The organism is Kurthia sp. Dielmo (assembly GCF_000307285.2).
Taxonomy (GTDB): Bacteria; Bacillota; Bacilli; order Bacillales_A; family Planococcaceae; genus Kurthia; species Kurthia populi.
In genome coordinates this window covers 184,218-196,935 of the sequence record NZ_HE578960.1, presented here as the reverse complement: position 1 = coordinate 196,935, position 12,718 = coordinate 184,218, and the positions used below count along the sequence as shown (strand labels likewise).

Sequence of the window (12,718 nt, the reverse complement as noted above, 5' to 3'; positions counted from 1 at the left end):
CCACTCGCATTGTATTTGATTGTCGCCTTTAAAATACGCCCTTTAATGTCACGCGATTTTACAAACTTTACAAGTCCTAATTTTGGTAGCTTCATTTGATTACCGACAATCGCAATATTGTTATTCGTATTCTTCGTAGTATAACTTTGAACGGGATTCTTTTTACTTTTGAAGCGAGGATAGTTATTTTGCTTTTGAAAGAAACGTTGAAAAGCGTCTAGTAAATTTTCATAAGAGGCTTGTAATGCCACACTATCTACGTTGCGTAGCCATGCCGTATCCTCTTGTTTTTTCAGCTTCGTGAGCATTTTGGACATAATGGAACGATTCAACCCTTTTCCTTCTTCTTTATAAGAAGTATTCCATAACTCAAGAAAATGGTTGTAAACAAAACGACAATGCCCATGGGTTTGATGGATGAACGCTTGTTGGTCTTTAGTTGGGTAGATACGGAATTTATACGCTTGATGTGGCATGACAGACACCTCCTTTTTTTGAATAGTATAACGGGAACAGATGTTCTTTTCAACAAATTAGTACTGGCAGAATCATTGGGTTCGCATTCATCTCCTCCCTACTCACTACGTTCCTTGAGGGAGGGGGATTCTGCGAAGAAATGATAAAATCGTACAACAAATACAACTTCAACATCGCTTTTCGCTCGTCAAAGCATTTAATTTACAGCCTGGTATGCGTATTTTAGAAATTGGCTGTGGACAAGGTGATACAACGATGGCCCTCGCACATATTGTTGGTGATAGTGGTTTTGTGAAGGCAATTGACATTGCAAGTGGTGATTACGGTGCACCTATGACATTACAGGAAGCCCATGAAAATATTAAGAAGTCTCCTTTAGGATCCCGCATTGAATTTCAATTAGAGACAGATTTTTTATCACTCGATACTACTGAGCAATATGATGCCATTGTTTTCTCACATTGCTCTTGGTATTTCCACGATGAAGCGCAATTGCTTCAGTATTTTGAACATTCTCGCTCTATGACTAGTCAACTTTGCTTTGCGGAATGGGATACAACCTATCATACGTATGAACAGAGCAGTCACTTTTTTGCTGTTACTATTTTGGCGTTATTTTCACAATATGTTGATAATGATGGAAATATTCAAGCCGTTTTCACAAAAAAACATATTCAAAAACTCTTAAAGCAAGCGAATTTTACAAATTGTACACTCACAGAAGTAGATGCAAGCTATCTACAAGACGGTGCATGGGAACAAGATTATGCTAATAGTATTCAATCAGAATTTTCAGACGCTCCCCCGTTAATTCAAACACTATTAGATGCCTTATACGACAATATGAATACGGTCCAACAGCCGCAATCACTTAATAGTTTTGTAATTATTGCACGATAACACCTCGATTGTTGAGGTGTTTTTTTCTATTATTAGAAACCACTACTTTCTAATCTGTATTCAGTATGAAGGAAGGTAAGGAATTGCTCAAAGTATGATTTTTCATTTTTCTCTATACTATTTACAAAAAAAACTGCGATAACTAAGAAATTAACCATCATTAATGGCCGATTTCTCAGTTATCGCAGATTCCTTATTTTTTCACGTTCGAGTACACTGTGTCTATTAACGTTTATTAAGTTTTCGATATTGACTTGGTGATTGCTGCATCACCTTTTTAAAGACACGACTAAAGTAGAAGTTATCTTGATAGCCAACCGCCTCTGCTACCTCTGCAATCGTTAAATCGGTAATCGCTAATAATTCTTTCGCCTTTGATACACGATAATGCATTAAATACTGTACAGGTGTCATGCCCGTAATTTTTTCAAAAAGATACGCGATACGGCGACGATCGATGTTAAACATATCCGCCACTTCGCTAATAAAAATTTCTTCTTCATAATGAGAGTGGAAATAATCAATAATTTTCGTTACTTGTTGTAACGTGAAATTATATTGACTATTTCTTGCGCCATTTAGAATTTCTTTCATTAAACTCATAAAAATGACCTTTAGCTCAAATTGAGAGAAGTGGTCTGGATTCATATTTTTATGTAATAACTGCTCGATAATTTTTAAAATATCTTCCATATTATCTAACTCAATCGAAAAATGCTTATCAATAAAGCCTTTGAATTTATCGTCTGCTTCAATAACTTCATAGTGAATAACCGCATAAACCCACTCTGTATCATATGTTTTTATTTTAATATTCATATCTCTACCAGCATGAACAATCGTATGCTGATCGATATGGTACGGGACACCGTCTAATGAAAAACGCGCATTTCCTTTTAAAGGAATAATAAATCCACATACGTCAGATGCTGTTTTTCGGTTCGAATCAAGCTTTCCAGAAGGCAATGTCGTTTGAAAAGCATTACGAAATTCAATTGTAGATGTTGCAAAATATTCGATTAGTTCATTTGTTTGTATAGTCATACGTACCTCCTAAAACAAAAAGCTACGACAAATGCGTGATTATTCGCTCTGTCGCAACTTCAGCTACATGTCTGTTATTTAACTTCGTACATAGCCACATCAACATTAATAATAAATTCTGGGCGTTCTTTCCCCTTATTATTGCGATGGCCGGCAATGTGCTCAGGGCTCTTTTCCCAAGCCTTCCATGCATCCTCAGATTCCCAGCGAATAACGACAATTACTTCTTCTTCACCGCGACGCACTTTTTTCTGTAATACCGTTTTATCAATAAAACCTTCTCGGCCTTCAACAGGTGCTTTTTGTGTTGTAAATTTTTCAACTAATTGATGAGCATTTCCTTCTGTAACTGTAAAACGACGCATTTGAACTAACATGAAATCTTCCTCTCCGGTATATGTATATTTTCTATTTTAATCAAAAAAATACCATTTAGTCAATGAAAATGAGAATCATTCTTAATTATTTTTTTATAATCGAGCGAAATGCTCGACTCATCGTTGTCGGTACAATCGATGCATGGTTCTCATCTGGTGCCACATAATACACTGCTTCTGACGCTGCTAACTTATCAATAAACTGCTTGCTTTCTGTTACCATGAAGGTTTCATGCTCACCCACAGCCATAAATAGTGAGTGCTGATTTTCCATACTTTTTTGATCAATAAAGCGTAGTAATTCCATATCATTCCACCAGATAGATGGGCTAATCGCTAAATAATGTGTAAATGCCTCATGCTGCTTCAAATAACACCAAATAGCAAAATAACCACCTAAAGAATGTCCATATAATGTTTCTTGTTCACGGTTAGTAGCAAATTTCTCATAAATTTTTGGCTTTAATTCTTGTTGTAAAAATGCGAAAAACTGCTCTGCGCCACCATAATTTTTTGTGTCCATATGCTTGCCCTTCGTGCGTTCTGGAAAAACATATTGTTCAGCTGGCCCAGTAAAATCATAAAAGCGACGCGTTCTTACATCTTCCTCCTGATGACTAATCGCTACGATGATAGAAGGTTGTACGAACGTTTTTGGATGGTTTCTTGATTGTAGCTTTACGATATTTTTTGCGAAATCAAAATACCAACCGCCATCTAATAAATAAATAACCGGAAACCCTTCTTCAGGAACTGCTCCGTCCGGAACATATACATGAATCGTATAACAATAATTCGTAAATGCTGATTGTAACTTAAATGATTGATCCATCGTTAAAACCTCTCTTTTCTTGTCACTGTGCCTATACATTACTATGTATGAACATACAAATCCACTTTACAATTTACAATTTTTTCATTGCAATATTATAGAAATCCATATTTTTAATTAAAAAAAGTCTATATTTTAATTACTAGATTTAATAAGAAATCCTTTAATATAGTCATTCTTGTACTATTTGTTAATTATTTACCACTTTTAAGTCCATACTTTCATGTGCAAACCTCTATTCATTTCTCATTCATCCTTTGATAGGATTATAACCGTAGTTGAGAATCAATTTCATTTAATCGGAGGTACATAATCATGAAAAAATATTGGAAAATGGGTGCCGCAGCACTTTTTGCACTATCACTTGCAGCTTGTGGATCAGCAGCAGAGGACACAAATAAATCAGATGACACAAAAACAGAAGCTTCTTCTGAATCGGATGCAAAAGAACTTAAAATCAATTATTTAGGTAAAGATTACACATTTGATGCACCAGTAAAAAATATTGTTGCAGCAAGTATGGAATCAATGGAAGATTCAGTAGCACTAGGTATTAAACCAGTTGGTGTACTTGAAGTCGGTGGTGCAATTCCTGAATACTTACAAGAAGGTTTAGAAGGTGCTGAACTAATCGGTAACAAAATGGCTCCTAATAACGAAAAAATCTTATCATTAGATCCAGATGCCATTATCGGTACAGATAAATGGGCTGAAGATGTATTATCAAAAATGAATAAAATGGCAACAACACTTCCATACTCTCACTTCTCTGATGACTGGAAAGATAACTTAAATGCGTTAGCAACATTAAGTGGTACAGAAGATAAAGCGAAAGAAATCATCGAAGGCTATGAAAAAGATTCTGCAGCGTTAAAAGAAGAAGTTCAAGCTTCTGACGTAAAAGATAAATCAGTATTAATGATTCGTATCCGCGGTGGTATCATGTACGTTTATCCAGAAAACGTTTACTTTAACCCAATTTTATACACAGAACTTGGCTTAAAAGCTCCTGATGTTGTAACAAAAGCGGAAGCTCAAGCAGAAATTTCACTTGAATCATTATCTGAAGTAAACCCTGACTATATCTACTTAGAATTTGATGAAAGCGAAAATGCAGATGCAAAAGACGCGCTAGCTGACGTTCAAAAAGACCCAATCTTCAAAGCATTAACAGCAGCTAAAAAAGATCAAGTATTCGTAAATGAAATCGCACCACTTGCTGAAGGTGGTACTGCTTGGTCTAAAACAAACTTCTTAGATGTACTTGAAAAAACTTTAGTAAAATAAGATACGATTGCGGACGATAGAGTCTTAAATAGTACATCACAAAAAACCGCGCTCCTGCGCGTTTTTTTGTGTTTCTATCGCCCTTTCAGAAGATAGGTGTGTAGATTGAAACAGTCATCAAAAATCCAAAAAATCATTATGATCGTTGCACCAATTTTAATCGTTGCCGTAACTTTTATTTCGATTATTTATGGCACAAAAGATATTAGCTTACATACAATTTGGCAATCGATTGTGAATTTTGATAAGAGTGACCCAGATCACCAAATTATTCGCTCCAATCGAATTCCTCGAGCCATCGCCGTACTATGTGTCGGGGCCTTTTTAGCAGTGGCCGGCGCGATTATGCAAGGGATTACACGAAACTATCTAGCATCTCCGTCATTAATGGGCGTCAATGATGGTTCGGCATTTGTCATTACCCTTGCAGTTGTATTCATTCCTGGACTAGCGAATTATCAAATGATTCTTTTATCTATTGCTGGGTCAGCAATGGGTGCTGCACTTGTATTTGGCTTTGGCTCGCTTATTCGAAATGGGTTATCCCCTGTTCGACTTGCGATTATTGGGACCGTTATTGGGACATTTTTAAGTAGTCTAGCCACAGCAATTGCGATGTATTTCCAAGTTTCACAAACCATTGCGGCTTGGTATAACACAAAAATTCATACCGTTAATATGGACATGTTACTTATGTCGATACCATTTGGTGCAGTTGGACTTGTGCTAGCACTTATTTGTGCACGAGCGATTACAATTACATCACTTGGTGAAGATATTGCAACTGGACTTGGTCAGAAAACAAAAGCAATTCGTTACTTATCAATGTTTGCGGTTGTGTTACTTACAGGTACATCCGTCGCATTAGTCGGAAAAATTGCGTTTGTTGGGCTTGTTATCCCACATATCGTACGCTTTATTGTCGGCATTGATTACCGAAATATTATTCCTTGCTCGATTTTAATCGGTGCCTTGTTCTTAAGTTTATGTGACCTAGTTAGTCGCTATCTTAACTTTCCATTTGAAACCCCAATTGGCGTAGTAACCGCCTTTATTGGGATTCCGTTCTTCCTCTATTTAATTCGTTCTCGAGGAGGTCAACGTCATGCCTAAAAATAAAGAGAATCATATTTGGCTTAAAGCAACCATTCTTTTCGTCATTATCTTTTTAAGTTTTTATTTACATGTTACAAATGGGATGTTTGATATGACCATTCCAGACGTTGTCAAAACGTTATTTGGCATGGGTGACAATCCAAAATTTAGCCTCGTTATTTTTGAATTTCGGCTACCTCGTATTGTCATCGCCATCCTCGTTGGGGTTGGTCTTGCCATTGCAGGATGTGTATTGCAAGGTATAACGAAAAATGATTTAGCCGATCCTGGGATTTTAGGGATTAATGCTGGTGCTGGTGCTGCTGTTTCATTCTTCATGCTTGTATTCCAATTTAATGCTTCTCGTTCAGATGGTTCTGAATGGTTGAAAATTATGTCAATGCCACTATTTGGACTTGTCGGCGGGGTATTAGCAGCAGGAATTATTTTCGCCTTTGCTTATAAACATGGGCGCCTCGATGTAGAGCGTCTACTGTTAACAGGTATTGCGATTAATAGCGGCTTCGGTGCATTAGCACTTTACTTAACATTAAAAATGAGTGAAAAAGATTTCGAAATTGCGGCACTTTGGCAAGCCGGAACGATTTACAATGCGAACTGGGCATTTATCGTTGCTATGCTTCCGTGGCTAATCATTCTCGGCATCTATATTTACCGTAAAAAATATTTACTTGATTATTTCCAATTAGAAGAAAGCACCATTGTTAGTTTAGGTATTAATTTAGAGCGTGAGAAAATTAAAATGCTCCTTGCAAGTGTTGGGATTGTCAGTGCCTGCGTATCCGTATCCGGTAGCATTGGTTTCATCGGGTTAATGGCGCCACATATTGCGCGACAAATCGTTGGGATTCGCCACCGCTTCGTCGTACCATTTAGTGCCTTAATCGGTGCCGCACTTTTATTACTTTCAGACTTTATCGCGAAAACGATTTTCGCACCATCAGAACTTGCAGTAGGTGTTGTTGTATCGATTATTGGTATTCCTTACTTCCTATACTTACTTGTCAAAGCGCGCTAATGAGGAGGAATCAGCATGCAAACAGCCTTTCGTATTGAAGAATTAACTGCAGGCTATGAAAACAATACTATTTTTGAAAACTTAAATGCCTCGATTGAATATGGAAAGATTACAACAATTATCGGACCGAATGGCTGTGGGAAATCAACGTTGTTGAAAACCATTGGTCGTATTTTGAAAAAAGAGCATGGTCATGTTTATTTACAAGACCAGGATATGCAAAAGCTTTCGACAAAAGACATTGCAAAACGTCTAGCGATTTTAGCACAATCTCCATCCGCTCCACCTCAGCTTAAAGTAGGCGAATTGATTTCATACGGACGTTATCCACACCGTAAAAATGTTAATCGCTTAACGCCTGAGGACCATGAAATGATTGATTGGGCGATGGAAGTTACACAAACTGCCGAATTTGCCGATCGTGAATTGTCTCAATTATCAGGTGGTCAACGTCAGCGTGTGTGGCTGGCGATGGCACTTGCTCAAAAAACAGATATTTTATTATTAGATGAACCAACTACTTACTTAGATATGGCCCATCAAATCGAAGTATTAAAAATCGTGCAGAAAATCAATAAAGAGCATGGTTGTACAATTGTGATGGTGCTCCATGAAATCAATCAAGCTGCTCGTTTCTCAGATACCATTTTAGCAATGAAAGCTGGTGAAGTACTTGCGAATGGGAAGCCGAAAGAAATTATGACAGCTGCTTATTTAGAGAAAATCTTCAACATTCAAGCGAAAATTGTAGATGATGACGGGACACCTGTTTGTTTGTCATACGATACGATTTAACGAAAAGAACCGCGATTATGCGGTTCTTTTTTTTGCTTAGCTTTAATTGGTACTATTTTTCATGCTAATGTGGTTCTTTTATTCTTTTATTTTGTCCCTCATAATATGACTACGAGTCATTTTTTGATTAAATAGAGAATGGGGTTGATTATTTTTGAGCGAAATTTCGTTGAAGCGGCAACTCTCTGGTTTTGAGCTGACCATTTTTGGACTAGCCCTGATGGCGCCTGTCACCGTCTTTACGACATATGGCATTGCGGCAGAAGTGACGGACGGACGTGTGCCATTTGCTTATTTATTTGCGGCAATTGCGCTATCGTTCACCGCTTATAGCTATGCACAAATGGTAAGGGCTTTTCCCATTTCGGGTTCTGCCTATACCTATGTACAGCACGCCTTCAATTCAAAAGCAGGTTTTCTCGTCGGTTGGGCGTTACTGACCGATTATATGCTACTTCCGATGGTCAATTATTTAGTCGCCAGTATTTTTTTGACATCTGTATTCCCTGGTATCCCGGCATTTATTTGGATTTTACTCTTGGTCGTTCTCAATACTTTCATTAATATTCGAGGAACCAAAATGGCATCCTGGGTTAATACCCTACTACTAACGTATGCCTTTGTCGTCATTCTGTTATTTATTATTTTAAGTATTCGCTTTGTGTTATCGCAAGAAACTGCCTTATTCACCGTGACACCTTTCCTAAATGATGGCTTTAATATAGGCTTACTGATGGCTGGTGCATCACTATTATGCTTCTCTTATTTAGGGTTTGATTCTATTACGACATTAGCAGAAGAAGTTGTAGATCCAAAACGGACAATTCCACGTGCCATTTTTGTTATTATTTGTGTCGGTACATTGGCCTTTGTTGGCGTTTCCTATTTTGCGACACTTATCCAACCTAATTATCAGAATTTTTCAAATTTAGATGCCTCAGGAATTGAACTTGTAGCAATGGTTGGCGGTAATTTATTTGTATCACTTTTTTTAGGTGGTATGCTCATCGGTTGTTTCGCTTCCGGGCTTGCAGCGCAATCGAGTGCATCACGCGTTCTTTATGCAATGGGGCGTGATGGCATGCTCCCTAAGGCATTTAGTAAATTACATCCAACCTATCAAACACCTGTCTTTAACTTATTACTCATTGCTGCACTATCAATGCTTTCGGTTGTGATGACTTTATCGATGGCCACCGCCTTTATTAATTTTGGTGCGATGATTGCATTTTTATTCGTTAATTTATCCGTTATTGGACATTACTACGTGCGTCAAAAAAGACGTTCCCTAAAAGAAACGCTCCTTTACTTCATTTTGCCAGCATGTGGTGCATTATTTGTCTTTTATTTAATCATTAATTTAAATAAGTATTCTTTAGTTTTAGGGGTTATTTGGGGCGCAATTGGCGTCGTATATTTATTTTATTTAATTAAAATTAAGGGCATGAAAACTATTGATATGTCCTTTAACGAGGAGGCAAAATCATGAATTACGTATTAAAAAGTCAACATATTTTCACAGGATTAAAGGACTTTACAGAACCAGGTGCTATCTTAATAGAAGATTCTCTTATCAAACAAGTGGCCCCTTCTATTGAGGAATTAACATTACGTGGCGATGAACAGATTATTGATTTAGGTGAACAATTAATTACACCTGGCTTACATGATTTCCATGTGCATTTATTTACAGGTGCCTTACAACTTGTATGTGTGGACTTACATGATACAAAATCTGCTGATGAAGTCATCCAAAAGGTGAAAAATTATGCAGCAAATCATACAAAGGCGTGGATTATTGGCTTTGGCTGGGATAACGGTGGCTGGAAAGTGGATACACTGCCAACAAAGGAAATGCTCGATGAACATTTCCCAAATCGCCCGGTATTACTCAATCATTTAGAATGCCATTACTGCTGGGTGAATAGTGCTGCACTAGAGCTTGCAGAAATTACAGCAACGACAAAAAATCCAGACTTTGGAGAAATTGTACGTGCTTCTAACGGAGAAGCTACAGGAATTTTAATTGAAAAAGCACAGGATTTAGTGCAAAAAATTGCCTATTCTTTCAGCGAAGAGGAAAAACTTTCGATGTTACATGCATTTTTTGATTTAACAGCTCGTTCAGGGATTACATCTATTAACGATATGTATGCCCCGTTCTCAGAGTTTTTAGATGATTTTTCATTGCTGTTTCAATTAGAAAAGGAGCAAAAGCTAAAGGCGCGCGTTTATTTACAGCCACGTATGGATGGAGATTTAACGGAAGCACATCACTTCAAACAGCTTTATCAACATCCAAAAATCAAAATGAATGGCTTAAAGCAATTTGTAGATGGTGTAATTACTGGTCATACGGCCTATATGGTCGAGCCATATGCAGATGCAAATCATACGGGCATGACAACGTATGATTTAAAGGCGATGAAAAAATGGATTATTGAGGCAGATAAAGAAGGCTTTAGTGTGCGCCTTCACGCAATTGGCGATGGCGCGGTGAAATTTTCATTAGATGCCTTTGAAGAAGCGCGCCGTATCAACGGTCATATGGGCACGCGTCATACAATTGAGCATGTTGAGTGTATTCAACCAGAAGATGTTACTCGCTTTAAAAAGTTAGACGTCATTGCCTCTGTACAACCCTATCATATTGCGGCACTTGAGCAAAAGGTGTATTTAGAACGTCTAGGAGAAGAGCGTTTCAACCGTACCTATTTCTCAAAAACTTTATTAAATTCGGGGGCAAAAGTGGCTTTTGGAAGTGATTTCCCAGTTGTGAGCATGGACCCAATGCGTGAAATCTATCATGCGGTAACACGAATGGACAGCACATATCGTCAGCAATGGGGGCCAGATGAAAAAACAACAATGGCTGAGACATTACGTGCCTATACACAAGTTCCTGCATATGGCTGCTTTAACGAAGACAAAGGAGGCACGATTGAAGCCGGCAAATACGCTGATATTGTCGCATTTGACCGCAATCTTTTTAGCATTGCACCAAAAGATATTTTAACGACGAAAGTAAGCATGACTATGCTAAACGGAGATATCATTTTTGAGCGAAAACCAGCTTCCTCATTGACATAACTGTATATCCATGAGATAATTAATATCTTGCTGATTTTGTATGGCATTTTATGAGTATTTTTGAAGATACTTATTCATTCTGGCGCAACCACGGAGTTGCAGAGACGCGAAAGCAGGTAGGGTTTGCGTTGCTTAAGTTAGAAAATAATCCAATGAAAATTACCGCGGTCTATAATTTTTTTAAATAAATTCTCCCGATGATGGGATCGATACAACTTAGAAAATTAGCAATAAAAAGAGGGCTCCTAGATGATTCTAGGGGCCCTCGTCCAATTTCTAAATCTTTTTTATAAAAATTTGAACCCGTTTCCGCTTTTTTTGCGACAATTAAGTAACACCCTATAAGAAAGGAGGCTACGCGATGCAATTACGTGAAATTATGACTACATACGGCGAAGCGTGTATACGCTTTGCTTATCTTTATACGAAGGACTGGAATGCTGCAGAGGAAGTCGTGCAAGATGTTTTTCTAGCTTATGCCAATCAGCATGAGGCTTTTCGCGGGGACAGTTCACTCAAAACATATTTATTAAAAATTACTGCAAATAAAAGTAAAGATTATTTACGGAAAAAGAAACGCTGGGGCTGGCTTTCCTTTGAAGAGCCTCCGGAAAAAGTGACTGCCTCTAGTGAACGCCTACTCGAGCGCGAAGAGGAGCAGCAAGAACTTTTGCAAGCACTCCACCGAATTCCATTAAAATATCGTGAAGTCCTCATTCTCTACTATTATGAGGAAATGAATACAACGGATATCGCAGCGCTCTTACAATGCTCGAAAAATACAATTAAAACGCGCTTAATTCGTGGGCGCAATCAGCTAAAAGCACAGCTAAAGGATAATGACTGGGAGGTGTTAATGAATGAAGAATTTTAAACAACAGCTTGATCGTGAAATGGGGCCCGTTGAAAAACGATTTACACCGGCGATGCAAGAGCGCATCATGCAAAAAATCAATGAGCCTACGCCGAAAAAAATGGCTTGGCCGTATGTCATGACAATGGTTGCCACGACTATCATGATGCTGCTTCTGAGTGTGCTCATCATGTTTCCTGCTACACAGCCGGCATCTACTGCGACCTCTCCTCTTGCGGCACCGATTAAATCATTCCATATCAATTCGGAGCCGGAAGAAGACTTTTTCGTCAGTACATCGTTATTTTCACTAGGAACACCGATTGTGCTAAATAAAGAAAAAATAGCGATGATGCAGATGCTATTATCACATGCACAAAAAACAGATGACAAAATCGATGAAGAGACACTTTATGCGGATATTACTGTAGCGTATGATACGGGTAAAGAGCGTTCACTTCGCCTCTACAGTGAAGATGATGCGCACTACCTCCTTTATGATGTGCACACGCATGAAACATTCGCCGGCGTATCGCCAAAATCATTAGATGAATTTATTGATACGCATATGCCTTTTGAATATATCTTCATACTGCTTGGTCTTTTTTTCCTTCTATTATTTGTAGCCAATCGAATCGTGTCAAAACGATTTGGTATCGTGAAAAGAAAAGAAAAATCTGTTAGCAAAAAACAATCCTGGATACTTGTTGCTCTTTGTCTATTTACAAGCTTCTATACAGCATTTAGTGCCGAAAAAAATATCTTCGTTTATTTAATAGCCTATAGTACCTTCGTGGCCATTGATTTCTATTTCGAATACCGCTATGCGCGCGAGGATCGTCGTTATATTTTATCGGTCAATCTCTCTATCATGCTGTGCCTTTTCTTCATAGCAATTTATATTATCCCTTTATTTCTATAAACAAAAA

The 12,718-nt window shown here is 37.9% G+C and carries 13 protein-coding genes; 9 read left to right on the top strand and 4 right to left on the bottom strand.

What is annotated here, in order from left to right:
* A partial coding sequence (locus tag KTHG_RS14475; protein WP_139994872.1) for an RNA-guided endonuclease TnpB family protein occupies positions 1–476 on the bottom strand: 476 nt, incomplete at its 3' end.
* Positions 477–603: 127 nt separating this feature from the next.
* On the opposite strand from KTHG_RS14475, the gene KTHG_RS14470 reads away from it, so the two are divergent.
* Positions 604–1,377: an SAM-dependent methyltransferase gene (locus tag KTHG_RS14470; protein ID WP_139994589.1), complete on the top strand. Its 774-nt coding sequence runs from the start codon at positions 604–606 to the stop codon at positions 1,375–1,377.
* A 225-nt stretch (positions 1,378–1,602) separates the two neighbouring features.
* Here the strand turns inward: KTHG_RS14470 and KTHG_RS14465 are convergent, their stop codons facing one another.
* The 3 genes from KTHG_RS14465 to KTHG_RS14455 form a co-directional block, all read right to left on the bottom strand.
* Entirely contained in the window at positions 1,603–2,421 is an 819-nt protein-coding gene (locus tag KTHG_RS14465) for a helix-turn-helix domain-containing protein (protein ID WP_126989737.1), read from the bottom strand.
* A gap of 74 nt (positions 2,422–2,495) precedes the next feature.
* Positions 2,496–2,798: an antibiotic biosynthesis monooxygenase family protein gene (locus KTHG_RS14460; RefSeq protein ID WP_126989738.1), complete on the bottom strand. Its 303-nt coding sequence runs from the start codon at positions 2,796–2,798 to the stop codon at positions 2,496–2,498.
* A gap of 85 nt (positions 2,799–2,883) precedes the next feature.
* Positions 2,884–3,630, bottom strand: coding sequence for an alpha/beta hydrolase (locus tag KTHG_RS14455; RefSeq protein ID WP_139994587.1), 747 nt, complete (start codon positions 3,628–3,630; stop codon positions 2,884–2,886).
* A 315-nt stretch (positions 3,631–3,945) separates the two neighbouring features.
* Between KTHG_RS14455 and KTHG_RS14450 the strand changes: the two genes are divergently transcribed.
* The 8 genes from KTHG_RS14450 (at position 3,946) to KTHG_RS14415 (ending at position 12,711) form a co-directional block, all read left to right on the top strand.
* Positions 3,946–4,917, top strand: a complete 972-nt coding sequence (locus tag KTHG_RS14450) for an ABC transporter substrate-binding protein (RefSeq protein ID WP_139994585.1) — start codon at positions 3,946–3,948, stop codon at positions 4,915–4,917.
* A gap of 105 nt (positions 4,918–5,022) precedes the next feature.
* Positions 5,023–6,030 carry a FecCD family ABC transporter permease gene (locus tag KTHG_RS14445; protein WP_186439628.1) on the top strand — a complete coding sequence of 336 codons (1,008 nt, stop codon included), beginning with the start codon at positions 5,023–5,025 and terminating at the stop codon, positions 6,028–6,030.
* Entirely contained in the window at positions 6,023–7,051 is a 1,029-nt protein-coding gene (locus KTHG_RS14440) for a FecCD family ABC transporter permease (RefSeq protein WP_126989741.1), read from the top strand. The genes KTHG_RS14445 and KTHG_RS14440 overlap by 8 nt, the downstream gene beginning before the upstream one ends.
* 15 nt (positions 7,052–7,066) lie before the next feature.
* Positions 7,067–7,846 carry an ABC transporter ATP-binding protein gene (locus tag KTHG_RS14435; RefSeq protein WP_126989742.1) on the top strand — a complete coding sequence of 260 codons (780 nt, stop codon included), beginning with the start codon at positions 7,067–7,069 and terminating at the stop codon, positions 7,844–7,846.
* A 154-nt stretch (positions 7,847–8,000) separates the two neighbouring features.
* Positions 8,001–9,335: an APC family permease gene (locus KTHG_RS14430; protein ID WP_139994583.1), complete on the top strand. Its 1,335-nt coding sequence runs from the start codon at positions 8,001–8,003 to the stop codon at positions 9,333–9,335.
* A complete protein-coding gene (locus KTHG_RS14425; protein WP_139994581.1) occupies positions 9,332–10,936 on the top strand; it encodes an amidohydrolase in 1,605 nt (534 codons plus the stop codon). Before KTHG_RS14430 ends, KTHG_RS14425 begins: the two co-directional genes overlap by 4 nt.
* A 361-nt stretch (positions 10,937–11,297) precedes the next feature.
* Entirely contained in the window at positions 11,298–11,810 is a 513-nt protein-coding gene (locus KTHG_RS14420) for an RNA polymerase sigma factor (protein WP_139994579.1), read from the top strand.
* A complete protein-coding gene (locus tag KTHG_RS14415) occupies positions 11,797–12,711 on the top strand; it encodes a DUF4181 domain-containing protein (protein WP_139994577.1) in 915 nt (304 codons plus the stop codon). Before KTHG_RS14420 ends, KTHG_RS14415 begins: the two co-directional genes overlap by 14 nt.
* The last annotated feature ends 7 nt before the right edge of the window (positions 12,712–12,718 follow it).